At 40.2% G+C, this 20451-nt stretch carries 9 protein-coding genes and 1 tRNA gene; 7 read left to right on the top strand and 3 right to left on the bottom strand.

Translation table 11 applies throughout. The annotated features are described in order from the left end of the window. The first annotated feature begins 23 nt into the window (after positions 1 to 23). From B3317_RS15770 to B3317_RS15740, 7 genes are all read left to right on the top strand, one after another. A complete protein-coding gene (locus tag B3317_RS15770) occupies positions 24 to 3938 on the top strand; it encodes a hybrid sensor histidine kinase/response regulator transcription factor (protein ID WP_291113325.1) in 3915 nt (1304 codons plus the stop codon). 627 nt (positions 3939 to 4565) lie between these two features. After that, positions 4566 to 8573: a hybrid sensor histidine kinase/response regulator transcription factor gene (locus tag B3317_RS15765; RefSeq protein ID WP_291113323.1), complete on the top strand. Its 4008-nt coding sequence runs from the start codon at positions 4566 to 4568 to the stop codon at positions 8571 to 8573. 261 nt (positions 8574 to 8834) lie between these two features. Continuing rightward, a complete protein-coding gene (locus B3317_RS15760) occupies positions 8835 to 9659 on the top strand; it encodes a glycoside hydrolase family 16 protein (protein WP_291113321.1) in 825 nt (274 codons plus the stop codon). A gap of 17 nt (positions 9660 to 9676) precedes the next feature. Next, complete coding sequence (locus tag B3317_RS15755; RefSeq protein WP_291113319.1) at positions 9677 to 12865, top strand: SusC/RagA family TonB-linked outer membrane protein; 3189 nt, start codon at positions 9677 to 9679, stop codon at positions 12863 to 12865. A 40-nt stretch (positions 12866 to 12905) separates the two neighbouring features. Beyond that, entirely contained in the window at positions 12906 to 14579 is a 1674-nt protein-coding gene (locus tag B3317_RS15750; RefSeq protein WP_291113317.1) for a SusD/RagB family nutrient-binding outer membrane lipoprotein, read from the top strand. Positions 14580 to 14602: 23 nt separating this feature from the next. Next, positions 14603 to 15859 carry a hypothetical protein gene (locus tag B3317_RS15745; RefSeq protein ID WP_291113315.1) on the top strand — a complete coding sequence of 419 codons (1257 nt, stop codon included), beginning with the start codon at positions 14603 to 14605 and terminating at the stop codon, positions 15857 to 15859. Between the two features lie 29 nt (positions 15860 to 15888). Continuing rightward, the gene (locus tag B3317_RS15740; protein WP_291113313.1) at positions 15889 to 18213 is read left to right on the top strand and encodes a glycoside hydrolase family 3 N-terminal domain-containing protein; all 2325 of its coding nucleotides are present in this window, start codon (positions 15889 to 15891) and stop codon (positions 18211 to 18213) included. 183 nt (positions 18214 to 18396) lie between these two features. Here B3317_RS15740 and B3317_RS15735 read toward each other — a convergent pair. The 3 genes from B3317_RS15735 to B3317_RS15725 all read right to left on the bottom strand — a co-directional run bounded on the left by B3317_RS15735 (position 18397) and on the right by B3317_RS15725 (position 20413). After that, positions 18397 to 18484 (bottom strand) — tRNA-Ser (locus B3317_RS15735). Between the two features lie 106 nt (positions 18485 to 18590). Continuing rightward, a complete protein-coding gene (locus tag B3317_RS15730) occupies positions 18591 to 19310 on the bottom strand; it encodes a LytR/AlgR family response regulator transcription factor (RefSeq protein WP_291113311.1) in 720 nt (239 codons plus the stop codon). After that, on the bottom strand, positions 19307 to 20413 hold the full coding sequence (locus B3317_RS15725) for a sensor histidine kinase (protein ID WP_291113309.1): 1107 nt from the start codon (positions 20411 to 20413) through the stop codon (positions 19307 to 19309). The genes B3317_RS15730 and B3317_RS15725 overlap by 4 nt, the downstream gene beginning before the upstream one ends. Positions 20414 to 20451 lie beyond the last annotated feature (38 nt).

Genomic DNA, 20451 nt, shown 5'->3' with positions numbered 1-20451 from the left:
TAAGCATTAATGATCTTTTACCAATGAAACGCGCCATTCTCACTTTGTTTGTACTTGCAATATCTGTGCTATCATATTCACAGGTATTCAATCATTACACAACAGCCGACGGGCTGTCAGGTACTGATGTAACGGCAATTTGCGAAAACGAGAACTTTCTTTGGATAGCGACGAACGATGGTCTTAACCGATTCGACGGGCGGGAATTTAAAGTATATAGAAATGATAACTCAGAAAATAGTTTGACCGAGAATAATATTGAAACTCTTATGTTCGACTCTCAGGGCTTACTCTGGATTGGGTTTAAGACTGGGGGAGTGGATATATTTAATCCTCGCAAGAATAAGTTTATACATCTCAGAGATATTGTAAAGGATTATCCTCAGCGTGTAGTCACAATCTATGAAGATTCCCGAAAGAATATATGGCTGGGAAGTTGGGAAGACGGTTTGTATCAATTAGAGCCTACAGGAATGGGTGATTTGTCGTTTCAAGTGTCTAAACATTATCCTCAGAATGTAGTATCCAGCATTATTGAAAAACCAGAAGGGAAATTGTGGATAGGAACCTACTACGGCTATTTTCTATACGATCTGGAAAAAAGAAAAGATATAAAGCTTAAAGATAACTATTTTGCTATAACACAGTTTCTTGATACAGGAGAGAAAAATAGTTTGTGGTTTTCTGCATGGACAAGTGGTTTGCATAGGCTGGAATGGGATGAGAATACTTTTTCTGTAGCCGATAAGAACATAAATAACAATACCGGCGATATTTATCGTATCTATTCTATCGGTAATAATCAGTTTTATCTCGGAACATGGGGCAGTGGAGTGAAGACTTTGAACTTGCAATCAGGAATGCCTGCAAGTACCGTAAAAACGGATGCTCCTGTTATCATGTCATTTTTTCGCGACCGTTTCAACAAATTATGGATAGGAACATACGGAGCTGGTCTTTTTCGGCTTAATGATGAAAATCGGGGAATAACAGCCCTTGCTCCGATCAATCGAAATGGGTTTTCGGCAGCTTATGCATTACGTTATTTTGATAACGATCATTTGCTTGTAGGCACATTGGGGGATGGTTTGTATTTATATGATCTGAGAAACAAGGCATTACTTCCGAAAGAAACTAAAAGCTCAGGGAATCTTTTTCATAAGTATATTCTATCACTCTATAAAGACGACGACCTTCTTATAGTTGGTACCGATAATATTGGAATTTTATATACTTCTTTAAAAAAAAAGACTCACTATTTTTCACTAAAAACATTCCGTGTAGACAACGGATTTGGTAAAGTGACGTCGATGTTCAAGGATAGTAAGAACCGATTTTGGATAGGAACGAAACAATTTGGATTAGTATCAATGAATTACGATGCGGCGAAAGAAACATTTACCAATTACATTCATTACGATTCTTTCGGGATGGATGAAATAACAGGCTTTGCCGAAGCTGTTGACGGCCAGATATGGATATCGTCACATAGTGGAATTTATTTATTCAATCCGCAGACGAACAAAGCGCAGAAATATGGGAAAGATAGTTCCGAAATGGTTTATAGTCTGGCGGAAGATACTAAAAATAATTGCTTGTGGCTAGGTACATCTGGAGGTCTGAGAAAATTGGATTATTCAGACAACGACAGTTTGAAAAATCCTGTCTCTCCAGAAATGCTGCCCGAAGGGGCAATACGTGATGTTATACTTGATGTTGACAACAATTTATGGTTTTCCGTCTCGAATCGAATATTCTGCTATGTTGACGGACGTAGCGAATTAAAAGAGATTAACCCCGGAATTGCTAATAATCAAGTGTTATTCTCAACATCCCGCTGTGAAACTGACGGTAAACAATACATTGTGTTTGGAGGAACAGAAAATCTGCTTCTTATCGATCCCAAAACTGTATTAAGTCAGCCCAATCATACAAAAATTCTATTGACAGAGTTGCAGATAGACCACCAGATAGTGGATGTAGGGCAGGAAGTATATGGCAAAGTAGTGTTAAACGAAGATACAGAGTATATCAATTCCATTACCTTGTCTTATCTCTGCAAATGGATCGGTCTTTCGTTTACAGAAGTAGGATGGGACAACTATCACAATAGCTATCAATATCAGATCAAGGGCTTTAGCGAAGATTGGCAGTATTTGGATATTTCGAAGCCAATCACATTTTCTCAATTGCCTCCGGGAGATTATACATTGCTTATCCGACTAAACAATGCATCTCTGACTCAAGATAATGAACCGCTATGGAGTCTGCATATTGAGATTACCCCACCTTGGTGGAGAACAAACCTGTTTTATATGATTTTGTCGTCGGTTATATTCTTGTCATTATTATCATTGTTCTTCACCATAAAAAACTATTATAAAAAGCGGCAATTGCAAAAACTGGAAGAAATAGAAAAAAAGAAGAAGGAAGAACTATTACAGGAGAAAGAAAGCTTCTTTGCAGGTCTGTCCCACGATCTGTTAACTCCGTTCTCTCTGATAATAGCGCCCATCAGTGACCTGATGAGAGATAAAGGAATGAATGAAGATCAGCGAGAGAAATTGGAGATAATCTCTAAAAACGCAACATTTTTGTCCGATATATTTAGTACTATACTCGACTTCAAACGGGCAGAACTTATCGATACCGAGATAAAAGAAAAGAATGTAGAACTGGTTTCCTTTATCCAGATTATAGTCAATGCTTTTGATTATCTGGCGAAGTCAAATAGCGTAAAATTATCTTACAAGCCGGATATTTCGCGGTTGTTTGTCTCTATTGATACCATCAAGCTTGAACGAATTCTGTACAACCTGATTAGCAACGCTCTCAAATTTACAAAAGAGGGAGGGGATATAGATGTGTTACTCAACTATGATGAATTATCAGATATCTTCTATCTGAAAGTGTGTGATACAGGAATCGGAATAGATGCTCAGAATCAGGATAAAGTGTTTGAGAAATTTTATCAGGAAGAGAAAGATAATAATTCTCAGGGATTGGGACTTGGTCTATATACTACCCGTAAATTTATACACATGATGGGAGGTGGCATCGAAATAAAATCGGCACCTCTCCGGGGAACAACTATAACGATCAATTTGCCTGCGAAAAAAATAGAAGAGTCAGAGCCTCTACAGGAAGAGAAAGAATATACCGACGGAGATAATCTTTTCACCATCTTATTAGTTGAAGATAACAATCAGTTACGTGACTATCTAAGGAAGAAATTGGCGGTACATTTCGATGTGGCTGTGGCATCGAATGGGATAGAGGCATTAGATTTTATCAAAAATAATCTTCCCGAAATAGTGATGTCGGATGTTATGATGCCTGAAATGGATGGACTGACACTTTGCTCTACGATAAAGAATGCGCCGATGTATTCAGATATATTTGTAATCTTGCTATCGGCAAAATCTTCATCTGAAGATGAAATGCAGGGCTATAAATCAGGTGCGGATTTTTATGTAAAAAAACCGTTCGACCCCGAAATACTTATCAAACAGATGGTGAATGTGTATGCAACACGTCAGCAGCGCAGAAAGCAAATTATTACAGATCTGCTATCGCCTCAGAGCGATAATGCCGGAATTCAACCCAAGGATGATTTTTTACAAAGAGCAATCCGTATAATAGAGGAACATCTGATGGATGAGAATTTCAAAATAGATGAATTCGCGGCAGAAATGCATCTGAGTAAGACTGTTTTACATCGCAAGTTTAAACTGATGATAGGCGAAACCCCCAATATATTTATCCGAAATATTCGTCTGAGAAAAGCTGCAAATATGCTAAAAGAGACAGATTTATCCATTTCGGAAATTGCTTATCTTACAGGTTTTAGTCAGGCTCATTATTTTATCAAATGTTTCAAAGAATTATATCAGGATACCCCGAAGAATTTCAGGAAAAGCAATAATTTGGAAGAATAGGCGGGGAGTGGCAGATTCAGCCCTGTTCCCGAGTGGATACCCGCGTATAACCAACGACCATATTAGTCATATTAAATCATTATTTATAAAACTAATAAATACGACGGAAAAAAGAACTGAATTCTGACCTATATTTCACTCAAAAAAACAGTTCCGTAAAACGGACGATTTTGGAACCGGATTTATGATAACAGGAAATATTTTGTAGTTTTATTCGTCAATAACAGCGAATAAAAATCAATCGGTAAGAAACAGAAAAACAATACTATATTTCAGAAAATAAATAATAATTTGAGGCATAAGTTTTTTTATTTTAGTATACGAATACGGGCTTTCCAAAGCCTCTGATATAAATAGATTTCAGCCCTATGCTTCTTTCTGTTTGTAAAGGGCACAACAAGTTTAGTACCATTCGACTTTCTTGATTTGCTGTGTAATTCCTTAAAAGAATCGCCTGCGATACAATAAATTTCTATAACTTTATCTTGGATTAGCATAATGACGCATTTTTATAAATGTTCTTATTGTCAAGTATAATAATATTAACCATACATCCTTTTTAGGTAATTTCTTAAATGGGAGGCAGGTTATTCGTTTTTATTCATCTATTATATGTTTATTCGAGCTATGAGGTTATTCTTGAAATATGCTATTACTATAATATTATGGATAATCGGCATAACAGCCAAAGCTGAATTAACCAACAGTATGTTTGATATCAGGCATATCGGTTACTCCGAAGGCCTTAGTAGTCAACGTGTGTTTTCTATTGTTGAAGATAATCATAGCGTAATATGGATTGCAACAAAAGTAGGAATAGACCGCTATAACGGTCAAACCATAAAAAGCTATACCTTGCCGGGTGACTTTCATTATGGCGATATGGCTGGGCGCAGACTTCGTTTGCTGTACAATGAACGTTATGGCGGGCTGTGGGCATACGACCATACCGGAAGGATATACCGTTATTCCATTCAAAATGACTGTTTTGAACAAGACTTATATTTGGGAGAATACATCAGTGGAGAAATCATACTTAATAAGCTATGCCTAGACCATAAAGGGACATTCTGGTTCGGACTAAGCAGTGGACTATATAGGAAAGAGGCAGATGGTCGTATTACTTCTATTGTTCCGAAACAATATGTAAATGATATTGTTTCTACAGGTGAATTTCTTTTTGTCGGCACTTCTATGGGAGTATTACAGCTCTTGCATTCCAAGTTAAGCGAGACACGCTGGCTGGCAAACGGAAAGGACATACAGACATTATTTTGCGACGTCGTTAAAAATGAACTCTGGATAGGGACAGTCAATAATGGCTTATGGGTAATGAACCTGAATACTTCCTCTCTGCTTCCTCTGAAAGAGCAAAATTTCAGTTTTCTCAACCCAATACGAGCTATTACAAGTTATGACTCCCATACAGTATTGGTAGGGGTAGATGGTGGAGGTGTGTATACAGTAGATAGAGATTCGAAAAAAGCTCATCGGTTAATGAGTACAGAAGACAGTACCGATATTTTTTTATTAGGCAACGGTATATATGCCATCACCAAAGACCGTCAGGGAAATATCTGGATAGGAAGCTATTCTGGAGGCGTATCCGTCGCCATCCTGTCGAGATACCCTGTTACAGTATTAGCACATGAAAGAGGGAATTCACAATCATTAGCCAATAATAACGTTGATGATATAGAAGAGAATATCAATGGAGACCTTTGGTTTGCTACCGATGATGGAATCAGCATACTGGATGCATCTTCCCACACCTGGAGTCATTGCTTAAAAGGCAATGTAATAGTCACTTTGTGTAAAGGTGAAGGGGGGTCAGTATGGGCAGGGACTTATGGGGATGGCATCTATCTTCTGAACAGCAGGGGACAAATTATACGACATCTCACCAAACAGCAGGGAGTGCTTACAACAAATTACATATTTTCCATAAAGCAGGATATGGATGGAGATTTTTGGGTGGGAGGTCTGGACGGAGATCTACTGATGATGGATAAAGAGGGACGATATATACAATCATACGATATAAAATGGATTCACTCCATAGAAGTGGTAGAGCATAACCAGATAGCAGTAGCCACTGTTAATGGTTTCTGCCTGGTGAACAAACATAGCGGGAATATACAACGCTATGCTACATTCCAGGAATTTCAGAATCAAAATACCAGTGCATATATCATTTCTATGCTTTTCAATGGCGATGGCACTGTTTGGCTTGGTACCGAAGGAGGTGGACTAAACCTGTATGATATGCGTACTCGGGAATTGAGGATGCTCACCACACAAGAGGGACTTCCATCTGATGATGTATATAGTCTGCAGCGAGATTCCAGGGGACGTTTATGGGTAAGCACAGGAAAAGGACTTGCATTAGTAGAAAACTTCAAGGTGTCGAATCTTAATTACCTGGGTGATATAAACAAAGAATATAACAAATCCTCATTTACTCGACTTGCAGACGGAAGATTTATCTATGGTAGCACAAATGGTGTTGTCTGCGTCACACCTAATGCCATTGCTGCAACAAACTATCAGGCTCCATTAAGATTTACCGGACTAACGATAGAATATCTGAGTACTGATGAAGAAGAACGTTTACGCCCTGTCATTTATGACATGTTGACTAATGGTACAGTCCAACTTGATTACATTCACAACTCATTTGCAATTACATTTGAGTCAATCAATTATCGATTTCAACGTGATATTGCCTATCAATACATTCTGGATGGATACGAAAAATCATGGAGTAGTATATCCTCCAATGGTATGGTGCGATACACAAATGTATCTCCGGGTTCTTATATTCTTAAGGTGCGCAGCTTACGCCAAAGTAATGGAGAAATAATATCCGAAAGAACGCTTATATTGAATGTGTCGGAACCTTGGTGGAATTCATGGTGGGCATGGCTGTTTTATATTTGTATTGCAGGTACTATTTTTTACTTCATCTTACGATATAATAGCAATCGACTTCAGAAAAAATATGATGAAGACAAAATACGATTCTTCATTGATACTGCGCATGACATCAGGACACCAGTGACACTTATCATGGCACCACTGGAAGATATGAGAAAAGAGGAGGGACTCTCCGGCAAATCTCTCTATTTTCTGGAACTGGCACGCAACAATACTCAAAAACTCTATACGCTCATCACACAACTACTCGAATTTGAGAAAGTTGATACCTATAAGCAACAGCTTGTATTAAACCCATTGAGCCTTAATGATATTCTTGCAGAAGAAGCTGCTAGTTTTCAGCCGCTTTGCGATAAAAAACAATTAAACTTAACCCTGTCTTTACCTGATGAAGATATTCGTATTATGGCTGACAGGCACATCATAGAGATGTTACTTGACAATCTTATTTCCAATGCCTGCAAATATACTATGCCGCAGGGCGATGTCTGTTTAAGTTTAAGTTGTACCAAACGAAAAGCAATTATAGAAGTTAAAGACAGCGGCATTGGTATTCCAAAGAAAGAATGGAAACATTTGTTTTCGGATGTATACAGGGCGGAAAATGCACGGGGATCTCAGGAGGATGGAGCAGGTTTTGGGCTCTTACAAGTGCATCGTATTGTGAAGATGCTGCATGGAAAGATTACGTTTCAGTCTGAAGAAAATAAAGGAAGTATCTTTACTGTAACATTAAGAAGGACCGATGCCTCTACTGTACCAACACCAAAACAAACTAATACCTCAAAGAAAGTTTTACTTACTGAGACTATAGACTTTGCAAAATATGGAAACAAAGAAATCAAAGATACAAGCAGGCAGCTAACCAGAGATATTCTGCTTATAGTAGAGGATCATGAAGCTCTCCGCTATTACTTACGTAAAACTTTTGAACATGATTACCGGGTGATTGATGTATCTGACGGACAAGCAGCCCTATCCTATCTTTCAAACGAGTACCCTGATTTAATACTGTCCGACGTTATGATGCCGGGAATACAAGGAGACGAACTTTGCAGGTTAGTCAAAGACAACCCCAATACATCAGGCATCCCATTCATTCTACTAACAGCAAAAGTCAACCATGATGCCACAGTTGAAGGATTAAAAAAAGGTGCGGATGACTATATTCCCAAACCTTTCAGTACTGAAATTCTGAAGTTGAAGGTAAAAGGACTAATTGAAAACAGGAATAGGCAAAGGGATTTCTTCATGAGACAAGCCATTGAACAGGTTGAGTCGAACAAGAGGCACACAGACAATAAAGAAAGTGAAGAGATAGCAGAAAATCAGGAAGTTCATGAGAGTAAAGTTGACGAATCATCTCTGAACATCATGTCGGAAGGAGATCGTCAGTTTATCATACGAACGACTCAACTTATAATCGAAAACATGAGTAGCATTGATTTTAACATCAATATCCTATGTCGTGAAATGGCCATGAGCCGAACACTTTTTTTCAGTCGCCTCAAATCGTTGACAGGGAAAGGGCCGCAAGAATTCATCCGCATCATACGACTCCAAAAAGCAGCCGAACTATTAAAAGAAGGTAGAAACGTAACTGAAGTTGCTGCCGATACGGGGTTTGTAAACACAAAATACTTTAGTTCATTATTTAAAAAACAATTTGGTGTCCAGCCTAGCAAATACTCAGAATAAAATCCGGACACAGAAAACACAGATCATATTAATTTGTATTTACTCGTCTACGTAATACAAGGCTGAGCATAAAAATTGTCAGCTATCAAACCTTATATGTCAGCAATCTGCCCATTGTTATTATTTACTATTATCATCTTTGTATCAGGCTTTAAGGAAAAAGCAGTAAAATAAATGTCCCAATATGAAAGAGACATTTTATTACGGTCTATTATCCCAAACAGCTATGAAAAATAAGTTTAACCTTAAACTATCTGTAATATGAGAAAGGTAATAATTTTACTACTATTATCAATGTGTTCAATGCAGCAAGCCTGCTCCTCCAACGATGGATATACAGAACCAGAAGAACCGGAAAAACTTCTTTTCAAAGACGATTTTAACTCCTTCAATGAAAATGTATGGACGAAAGAGGTCCATGAACCTGGATGGGTCAATAATGAGTTGCAAGCCTACGATCCGGCATATGTATCAGTTGGTATGGACGATGGTAAATCAGTTCTGATTCTGACAGCTGAACGGAAAGGAAACAAGATTTTCTCCGGACGGGTAAATTCTCAAGGAAAAAAGAGTTTCAAGTATGGAAGAATAGAGGCAAGCATAAAACTACCCAGAACTGGCAACGGCTTATGGCCAGCCTTCTGGATGATGGGAGATAATGATAAGCATTGGCCACAATGCGGAGAAATTGACATCATGGAAATGGGTGAGCATAACGGAATAGCTTCGGGCACTTCTGAGACATTTGTAAACACAGCTATTCATTATGGGGAGAATGTCGAAACCCACCGGCAAGAATATCATGCGGCAAATGTCGTTAACAATTTGCAAGACGGAAAATATCATACCTATACATTAGATCGGGACGAAAATAGCCTCACAATAACTATTGACAACATCAAATTCCGCTCTTTTGACATCAGCAAAATCAGTGGACGCTATGAATATTTCCAAGACAACTTCTATATCTTATTCAATCTTGCTGTAGGAGGTGATTTTCCCGGAATCCACAACATAAACGATATCACAGCGCTGAAAGACGGAGAAAAAGTACATATGTATATCGATTGGGTAAAAGTCTATTAATCTTAATTATATATTCTATGAAAGTAAGAAATTGTAAGTATGCATTGTTCTGTGGAACATTGTTTCTCTGCCTGTTGGGAAGCGTTCTACAAATGAAAGCAGCAAAACCGGATCAGTCTGCAATTGAACAAAAAGACAATAAAGTCACAGGAACAGTAAAAGATAATCTTGGACCTATCATCGGAGCATCTGTTGTAGAAAAAGGTACCACTAACGGAATAATGACTGATACAGATGGTAAGTTTAGCTTGAATGTTCAGCCTGGCACCACTCTTGTCATCAGCTACATAGGCTATAAGACTCAGGAGGTGAAAACCGGTCGTGAGCCGCTAAATATTATTTTAGAAGAAGACAGCAAAATGCTTGATGATGTAGTAGTTACGGCACTGGGTATTAAGAGGGAGCGTAAGGCGTTGGGCTATGGCGTGGATGAAATAAAAGGTGATGCCTTAACAAAGGCAAAAGAAACCAATGTTATCAATTCTATGGCTGGCCGTGTGGCAGGGTTGGTAGTCAGCCAGACTGCAGGCGGACCATCCGGTTCCACCCGAGTCATCCTGCGCGGTAGCACTGAAATGACAGGTAACAATCAGCCTTTGTATGTTATTGATGGTGTACCCCTCGACAACACCAATTATGGCAGTGCCGGAACATCCGGAGGTTTTGACCTTGGAGATGGTATCTCAAGCATTAATGCCGATGATATTGAGAATATGTCTGTATTAAAAGGCCCAGCCGCCTCTGCGCTGTACGGTAGCCGCGCCAGTCACGGTGTCATCCTTATCACCACCAAGAAGGCTAACGAAAAAGACAAATACAATGTAGAATATAACGGGACATTGACTTTCGATACACAGTTAGCCAAATGGAATGATATACAGCAAACATATGGCATGGGCAGTAACGGAACCTATAGCATCGATGCTGTATCCAACACTAACAAAAGCTGGGGTCCTAAAGCAGACGGAAGTAACATGCTAAAATATTTTGACGGAGTAGAGCGCCCCTACCTCATCATACCTGACAACACCTCGGATTTTTTCCGTACAGGACTCACAGCCACTAATACCGCCATTGTCAATACAAATAGTGGCAATACGGGTGTGCGCTTTACCTATACCGATATGCGTAACAAAGATATCGTACCAAAGACTCACATGAGCCGCGACATCTTCAACCTGCGTACCAACACTACTCTATCCAAAGTAGATCTCGACTTCAGCGCCAACTATACGCGTGAAGATGTGAAGAACCGCCCTGCATTAGGCGACAGTAAGTCAAATATCGGTAAAAACCTGATGACTCTGGCTACCTCTTATGACCAGAAATGGCTGAAAACCTATCAGGACGAAAATGGAGAATATTCTAATTGGAACGGTATGGACCCTTACAACGTAAATCCATATTGGGATGTATATAAGAATTCCAATAGTTCTAAAAAAGACCAGTTCCGTTTCAATGGCAAAGCCCTCTGGAATATCAGCAAACGTCTGAAATTGCAGGGAACGGTAGGAGCCGAACTTAACTGGTTTGCTTTCGAGGACTACAAAGCCCCTACCACGCCAGGGTTTGAAGCCGGACGTCTTCAAATTAGTAACTTCCGAAACCGCATGTACAATTTTGAAGTGCTCGCTCTTTACAACAACAGGTGGGGCGATTTTGACCTCAATGCTACACTTGGCGGCAACATTTATAAAGTAAATAACCTGACTACTATAACTACAGCACAAGATATGCAGATCCGCGATGTGGTGACTCTGATGAGCTTCAATGAAATAAGTGTTGAGCCGAATAGCTACCGCAAGCAAATCAACTCTGTTTATGGAGCAGTCAATATGGGATGGAAACACATGCTCTACCTTGATGCTACCCTGCGTGGTGACCAATCATCAACCCTGCCTATAGGAAATAACGTGTATGTTTATCCGTCATTCTCAGGCAGCTTCGTATTCTCCGAACTGGCCAAGTTGGACAATATTATGCCTTATGGAAAACTTCGTATGTCCTGGGCACAGGTAGGTAGTGATACTGACCCTTATCAGTTAGGTCTGGTGTATACAAAATCAAAATTCACTTACCCCGGTTACACCATTGGCTATATCAACAATAACACGATTCCTAATCAGAAACTGAAACCGACAAAGACCAATTCCTTTGAAATAGGTTTGGAAATGAAATTCCTGAAAAATCGTGTTGGCCTTGACTTCACCTACTATACACAAAACAGTAGAAACCAGATTCTGGGTATGGCCAGTTCATGGACAACAGGTTACACCAGCCGCCTGATCAATGCAGGCGAAATAGAGAATAGAGGCATAGAGATTGGGCTCAATACACGTCCTGTTCAAGTTAAAGACTTCTCTTGGGATTTGAACCTGAATTTTTCAAAGAATAGCAACAAAGTGAAAAAACTTGTTGACGATATGGATATGTTTGAATTAGAAAAAGCCGCATGGCTAGATGTGCAGGTAGCGGCCAAAGTGGGTGAAAACTTTGGATCTATTATTGGCCCTGACTTCAAGCGTAACGAAAATGGCGACATTCTCATCGATCCACAGACAGGTTTACCTCAGTATGACAAAAGTAATCATGTTCTGGGTAATGCTTCGTGGGATTGGACGGGTGGTCTCGTCACTACCTTCACTTATAAGAATCTATCACTCTCAGCCGTCTTCGATGTAAAAGTGGGTGCCGACCTCTACTCTATGTCAGCCCGGGCTACCTACGAGTCGGGTAAGAGTAAAGAAACGCTTGAAGGACGTGAGGGATGGTACAAGTCAGAAGAACAGCGCCAGGCCGCCGGTATCGCCAAAGGTTCTTCTGCATGGAACCCGACAGGTGGTTTTATAGCTCCCGGCGTGATTGACAATGGTGATGGTACTTATCGTGCAAACGATATGTACATCAATCCTGAAGAGTACTGGATGAGCGTCAGCAGAAATGCTCCATCGATGTTTATCTATGACAACTCGTATGTGAAATGCCGTGAAATTACAATGAGTTACAATGTGCCAAAACCATGGTTGAAGAATGTTGTGAAAGGTCTCACTCTTTCATTTGTTGCACGCAACCCATTCATCGTATGGAAGAATATCCCTAATATTGACCCGGATTCCAATTATAATAATACTACAGGAATGGGGCTTGAGTATGGTTCGTTGCCATCGCGCAAGAGCTATGGCTTCAACGTCAATGTAAAATTCTAAAAGGGTATCAAATTCAATTCATTTATAAAGAATATATACAATGAAATACAATAAATATATTACAATAATACTGATGGCGTGTACCATACTCTTTACTGCATGTAGTGATGAGTATATGGAAAACATGAATACCGACCCATCAAAGGCAGCTTCTATTGACCCTAATGCACAGCTCACTACTGCGCAGTTACAGACTTATGGCAGCCTCGATATGGTAGAAATTTACCGCAATTACCTCTATGCATTTAATCAGCACCTTATGGGATGCTGGAATACCACAAACTATGGAGGTCGTCATACACAAGATAACTCAGAGATGAGCCGCATATGGACATTCTTCTATGCTAATGCCATCAAAAACATCACCGATGCCGAATATCGCACTACCGATGATCCCAACAAAGTAAATATCAATTCTGCTCTACGCATATACAAAGTTTATCTCATCTCAATCATTACCGACATCTATGGAGACGTTCCTTACAGTGAGGCTGGTAAGGGTTTGCTTGAAGGAAAATACACTCCTCATTATGATAAACAGGAGGAAATATACAACGAATTCTTCCTTGAATTGAGTGCTGCCGCTGCAAATCTTGACGCAAGTAAGGATAAGATCACGGGTGATGTGATTTTCAATGGTAATGTGGCAAAATGGAAAAAACTGGCCAATTCGCTTCGCTTGCGCTTTGCCATGCGAATCTCCGATGCCGCTCCACAAAAAGGTCAGGAAGAATTTGAGAACGCGCTGCAGGCTGATGGAGGCGTTTTTGAAAGTGCAGCAGACGATGCGCTTATCAAATATATGAATATATCATTCAGCTTTGGACAGGAAGCATATACCGATTATCGTGGTAATGCTTTGTCACAGCTACTTTTCGGTAACGACCCTGCCAATAATCCAAGCTACCTATGCTCTACATTCTTCAATCAACTCTATAATACCGGCGACCCTCGTACTTTTAAAATTGCTCGTTGCTATTACGACGGTCTGATGGGTGCCACTAGTCCTGATAATCGTATTGATTTGACCGATGAGATGATTGCCAAAAACATCAAATTCCAGCCACGTGATCCGGGAGCTTACTCATGGGAACCATGGCCGTCGGGCTACGATAGCGATATATTGAAAGAACTGGCCGAGAATAATCCTTCGATTTCTGCCAGTGTAGCTCGTGAAACTGAACCAAAACTCGCCAATAACTTCCTCAAAGGTGATAATCCGGGTGTAGTGATGACTTCGGCAGAAGTGAAATTCTTATTGGCAGAGGCCAGTTTGAAAGGATGGAATGTTGGAAATGCTTCAGTTAACGATCTTTACAAACAGGGTGTACGTGCAGCAATGAACTTCCTTTCCGATAATTATGATTGTGAGGTCGTTTCTAATGATGATTTCGAAACGTTTTTCCCGAACATTGGTATAGGCTATACCAATGAGCAGAAAAAGGAAGCCATTAACACACAAGCATGGATTCTTCACTTCACTAATCCTGCCGAATCTTGGGCTAATATTCGCCGCTCAGGCTATCCAAAACTGAAATCACCGGCAGATTATGGCTTCGGCCAATTCCTTACTGGCGGTTCTGAAATTCCCGCACGTCTTTGCTACCCTGTACTTGAATCGTCTTACAACAAAGCAAGTTATGATGAGGCTTTGAACCGCATGGGTGGTGCCGATAGTTGGAACACACAAGTATGGTGGGATATTACGAAGTAATTATAAAAAAATAAAAGTCAAATATGAAAAAGATATATTATATACTGCTTACCTTGCTGGCTATGGGCTTTACCTTCACAGCTTGCAGTAACGAAGATCCGTTTTCGACAGCTACTGCCGATGATGAACCGCGAATACTCGATCCCATCTTCCCCGACCATGAAAGCGGTAATTTGCCCGTTATCGCCAATATTAGCCGCGATGCGAATCTTACAATGAAATTGACAGTTACTCCGGCAGATCATACCAACATATCATGGCAAATTGATGGTCATGAAGTGCAGACCGGAACAATGCTCGATATCAACCTTAAAGCCGGTACATATCAATTTAAGGTAGTAGCCTCAACCGAGGTCGGTAAGTCAACCTATCGCGAGGGTATCATACAAGTTAATCCTCTGTCTGATGATCCGTGGGCAACGGAAGTCGGATTTGAACGTATCATTGCTCCGGGCACAACGGCTCGCCTCTATGGTGATAACTTCAACAAGGTGAAAAGCATTGTTATTGGCGGAAAAACCATCACTGACATTAGCTATATTGAGTCCGAGAGCGGAAGTTATATAGAATATAACGTGCCAAACGATCTGGCAGAAGGCGAACATCGCGTGGTTCTTGTAGATACAGGTGATAGTGAGTTTGGCGGAAACATTGTTAAAGTTTCCAATGCTGCACTTATTACATCTGGAGCCGACCGTACCAACGCCAACAGAGAATGGGTAATGACTGGTATCAACCTCGACCAGATCGCTTCATTGACGTTTGGCGGACAAGCTATCTCTGAGTTCACACAACAGACTGCTATAGAAATTACAATTATCTGCCCGTCTCTTGCAGATGGAGAATATAAACTGACAGGAAAAACAAAAAACGGAGAAAATGTCCAATTCTATAGTACCAAGGGCATTACTATAGAACAAACAGTCACTGTATCTTCTGAAACTGTGCTTTGGCAAGGGCATCACTATGTATCATGGGACCGTCCTGATGGTGACCCTAATAAAATGTTCAACCTGATCGGCAAAGATGTATTTGCCACCATAAAGGCTGGAGCTACCTTGAGTATCCACTATTCAGTAGCCTCCGAAGATGTATATCATCAGTTGCGTACAACCAGTGGATGGTGGGATGATTTACCGGGCACTTCTGTTATCGAATTCTCGGAAGGCGGCGTGAAGACGGTATTACTCACACAGGCAGTACTGGATAAAATTCAGGCAGAAGACGGATTCCTTTGTATAGGCCATGGCTACTATGTGGATATGATAACTGTACAATAATAATTGCTAAAAGAATGATATTTTCTGATATGATACTAAAAAAGATACTATTAATCTCAACTATAATGGCAATGGCTGCCTGCTCTACGCAGGTAGCTCCTCCTGCCATTCCTAAGGATTCCCAGATAGAGCAACAAGTAGATGAAGTCCTCTCAAACATGACATTAGACGAAAAAATAGGTCAAATGACAGAACTTGCCATTGATGTATTGGGGGATTTCGAGGATGGTGAGTTCAAACTCGACGATAGCAAACTCAACAAGGCTATTGCGGAGTTCAAGGTGGGTTCATTTCTCAATGCTCCGGGACCTGTTGCACAAAACAGGGAGAAATGGCAGGAAATTATCGGTAAAATACAAGCTATATCGATGAAAGAGATCGGTATTCCATGTATTTATGGGCTGGATCAGACTCATGGTACTACCTATACATTAGATGGAACTCTTTTTCCACAGAACATTAATATAGCTGCTTCATTCAATCCTGAACTGGCGTACGAGGCAGCACGTGTCACTGCTTATGAAACCCGTGCAGCCAATTGTCCGTGGACTTATTCTCCCACAGTAGATATGGCGCGTGACCCGCGGTGGTCACGAGTTTGGGAAAACTTTGGCGAAGATTGTCTGGTCAATTCGATAATGGGCAGTTCTGCTGTTCGTGGTTATCAGGGCGACGACCCCAATCATATTCCGGCCGACCGTGTCGCCACATCTGTAAAGCACTATATGGGATACAGCATGTCGCGCACCGGAAAAGACCGCACGCCGGCTTACATATCTGTTTCAGACCTGCGAGAAAAGTGTTTTGCTCCTTTCAAGGAATGTGTTGAAGCCGGAGCTTTGACTATCATGGTCAACAGCGGCTCTATTAACGGAGTACCAGTACATGCCGACTATGAACTGCTAACAAAGTGGCTAAAAGAAGACCTTAATTGGGACGGTATGTTGATAACCGACTGGGCTGATATCAACAATCTGTATACACGCGAACATATTGCGGCAGATAAGAAAGAGGCTATCCAAATAGCCATTAATGCAGGTATAGACATGGCAATGGAACCTTACGACCTTAGTTTCTGTACTTTGCTGAAAGAATTGGTACAAGAGGACAAAGTGCAGATGAGCCGCATTGATGACGCCGTTCGTCGTATTCTCAGGCTCAAGTTTCGTTTAAACCTGTTTGAATGCCCCAATACTTTATCTGAAGATTATCCGCTTTTCGGCAGTAGCGAACATGCCGAACTAGCACTTCGCTCGGCTGAAGAATCGCAAATTTTGCTTAAAAACAAGGATAACATACTACCACTTGTAAAAGGTAAAAAGTTTCTCGTAACCGGTCCTAATGCCAATTCAATGCGCTGTTTGAACGGAGGATGGAGCTATTCGTGGCAAGGACATTTAGCCGACAGGTTTGCCGGCAAGTATAACACCATTTATGAGGCGCTTTCCAACAAATTTGGCGTAGACAATGTCCGTCTGGAGCAAGGAGTAACCTATAAGCCTGAAGGCGGTTACACGGAAGAGAATGAACCGGAGATTGAAAAAGCAGTCGCTGCCGCGCGCAATGTAGATATCATCATTGCCTGTATCGGTGAAAACTCGTATTGTGAAACACCAGGGAACCTTTCAGATCTCGTTATCTCAGCTAACCAAAGTAATCTTGTAAAAGCACTGGCCACTACAAGAAAGCCCATTATACTGATACTCAATGAGGGTAGACCTCGTATCATCAATGACCTAGAACCGCTGGCAAGCGGTATCATAAATATTCTGTTACCAGGAAACTATGGTGGCGACGCACTAGCTAATATTCTGGCGGGTGATGTCAATCCTAGTGCCAAGATGCCATACACATATCCGCGCAACCAAGCAGAACTTACCACCTATGACTACAGAGTAAGTGAAGAGATGGACAAGATGGAAGGCGCATACGACTACGATGCAGTTATCTCTGTACAATGGCCTTTTGGATATGGCCTTAGCTATACGACGTTTGAATACAGCAATTTCCAGACAAATGTGACTTCTTTTACTGCAGAAAATGAACTCCACTTCTCTATAGATGTTACCAATAGCGGAGCACGTGCCGGAAAAGAGGTTGTTATGTTGTTCAGCCGCGATTTAGTGGCATCACTTACTCCGGAAAGTCGCCGATTGCGAGCATTCAAGAAGGTTGAATTGCAACCCGGGGAGACCAAGACAGTCACGATGCTTATCAAAGGCAGTGATTTGGCTTTTGTCGGTGCCGATGGAAAATGGATTCTGGAACAGGGCGATTTCCGTATGCAAATTGGTAATCAGACAGTTAATATCACATGCAACAAAACGTATAAATGGAATACTCCTAATAAATAAATGTCACTCAAAAGCTTTAACAATTGAACAAGCCAACTCGCAGAACTGAAATAATCTAAATCGGGGACAATTTTTCGGTTTTACCACTGTCCCCGAATTTGCCATTTTTTGTCACTTTACAGAAAATAAAAAATCCTGAAACTCATTGAATTTCAGGATTTTACTTCATTTTTCATCTTATCTTGGCGGAGAGAGAGGGATTCGAACCCCCGGAACCTCGCAGTTCAACGGTTTTCAAGACCGCCGCAATCGACCACTCTGCCATCTCTCCAGTGTTTATCCTAACACTGTGCTTTTCCTCAAAAGCGATGCAAAGATATGTACTTTTTTCTAATTCCAAAATAAATAATGGCCTTTTTTACAATAAATCTGTATCATCAGAAGAAATGCTTGTTGAGGAAATCCATGAATTTTGCCTTATATGATTCTGACACAGGAATATATTCTTTTCCGAACACAATACAGTTTCTTTCTATTGTTTTTATCTTATCCAGATTAACTATAAAAGAGCGATGCACCCGCATAAACTGTTTCGCAGGTAGCCTTTCTTCCAGCGACTGCATACTCATCAACGAACTAACCGGCTCCTTCTGATTTTCCAGATGGAACTTTACATAATCCTTCTGGTTTTCTATATAGAGAATATCGTCAAACTCTATTTTCTCCATTCTGTAACCCGATTTCACGAATATACTTGTAGCAGAGGATGCTGCATTATCATTTGATGAAGCGGCTGTCAACTTAAACCATTCCAATGCTTTATTTGCTGCTTGCAGAAACTCTGTATAATTAATTGGTTTCAGTAGATAGTCCAGTGCATTTAGCCGGAAACCATCAATAGCATACTGGTCATACGCAGTTGTAAATATAATCTTTGTAGTAGGAGGGAGGGTCTTGGAAAATTCCAGACCCGTTATCTGAGGCATATTTATATCCAGAAACAATACGTCTATTTTTCCGTTGCTTATCGTATCCATAGCAGACAAAGCATTATTGAAAGTCCCGGTCAATTCCAAAAAGGGAGTTTTGGCAACATATGTCTTCAACAAATCTATTGCTAAAGGCTCATCGTCTATTATTGCACATTTCAGTTTCATAATATATTCTTTTCTTTCCCAAAATCGATCCTTAATAAAGTAAAGAAACTATTTGTCCGTCTCTCTGCGATAAATTCATGCCTGTTAGGATATAAAAGATCGAGCCTTTTGGACAGGTTAGTCAAACCAATACCGGAATTATGCTCTTCCATATTCATTTTTTCTTCTCTTTCCACAAGGCTGTTCTCCACTGTACAAAGCACTCCTTTTCCCGGATCTACCAAAATACTAACATCGATAAAACTTTCTTCACCATTATTTATCCCATGTTTAAAAGCATTCTCTATCAGGGTGATAAACATTAATGACGCAATCATATCATGGCTGCTTTTGCCGTCTATCAGCACATTCAGTTTCACGTTAGCACTAAGACGGAGCTTCATTAAATCAATATAATTCTGAGTAAACGTCAATTCCTTATCCAAAGGAACAAATTTCTCATCATTATCGTACATCACATAGCGTAAAAGATTACTGAGCCTATGGACGGCATCCTGCGCCCTGTTCTGATCGATAGCAATCAGTGAATATATATTATTCAGTGTATTAAAAAGAAAGTGAGGATTAAGCTGGCTTCTCAAGTTACGCAAATCGGCCTCTAACTGAACACTTTTCGACTTCTCAAAATTAATAGAATCCCGATACCAGCGAATAGTTGTTTTTATTGCTACAGCGAGCCCTATCACAAAAATAATGGATACATAATCGAATACGAAACGCATCAGAATTGGTGGTCCACCATGTTTGCCTTCCGGGAATCGGCCCATATGGAGAGGTCTCTTCTGCATGCCTTGTTCCATACTCTCTATTACCTGCGGATCAGGTCGCATGGATTCTGATATAAAAGTCTGAAGAATTACCAGAACGACTATAAGTGCTATATTTGTAATAACGTAAAGAGCAAACTTCCTGCTGAACAAGTACTTTTCTATCAAATAAGAATAGTTTGCATAAAACAATATGGCAAATATCCCCATGCGGATAACATAATTATAATAAGGTTTATAATCGAATGTTCCTTCACGCGAAATCAAATATATCGGAACCAGCAATGCAATCGTCCATATAATGATGTGTGGAAATATTTTTATAAAGTTTTTCATGTTCATATCATTTTAAAATACAATAAGTTAACTTTAGA

The organism is Dysgonomonas sp. UBA7710, from assembly GCF_002482385.1.
In the GTDB taxonomy this organism is placed as follows: domain Bacteria; phylum Bacteroidota; class Bacteroidia; order Bacteroidales; family Dysgonomonadaceae; genus Dysgonomonas.
This window is presented reverse-complemented; position numbering and strand designations above follow the sequence as displayed.

What these genes read in the sequence shown, in the direction of transcription:
- B3317_RS15770 (WP_291113325.1), top strand. Translation starts at nt 24, where the DNA reads ATGAAACGCGCCATTCTCACTTTGTTTGTACTTGCAATATCTGTGCTA.
- B3317_RS15765 (WP_291113323.1), top strand. Translation starts at nt 4,566, where the DNA reads ATGAGGTTATTCTTGAAATATGCTATTACTATAATATTATGGATAATC.
- B3317_RS15760 (WP_291113321.1), top strand. Translation starts at nt 8,835, where the DNA reads ATGAGAAAGGTAATAATTTTACTACTATTATCAATGTGTTCAATGCAG.
- B3317_RS15755 (WP_291113319.1), top strand. Translation starts at nt 9,677, where the DNA reads ATGAAAGTAAGAAATTGTAAGTATGCATTGTTCTGTGGAACATTGTTT.
- B3317_RS15750 (WP_291113317.1), top strand. Translation starts at nt 12,906, where the DNA reads ATGAAATACAATAAATATATTACAATAATACTGATGGCGTGTACCATA.
- B3317_RS15745 (WP_291113315.1), top strand. Translation starts at nt 14,603, where the DNA reads ATGAAAAAGATATATTATATACTGCTTACCTTGCTGGCTATGGGCTTT.
- B3317_RS15740 (WP_291113313.1), top strand. Translation starts at nt 15,889, where the DNA reads ATGATACTAAAAAAGATACTATTAATCTCAACTATAATGGCAATGGCT.
- B3317_RS15730 (WP_291113311.1), bottom strand. Translation starts at nt 19,310, where the DNA reads ATGAAACTGAAATGTGCAATAATAGACGATGAGCCTTTAGCAATAGAT.
- B3317_RS15725 (WP_291113309.1), bottom strand. Translation starts at nt 20,413, where the DNA reads ATGAAAAACTTTATAAAAATATTTCCACACATCATTATATGGACGATT.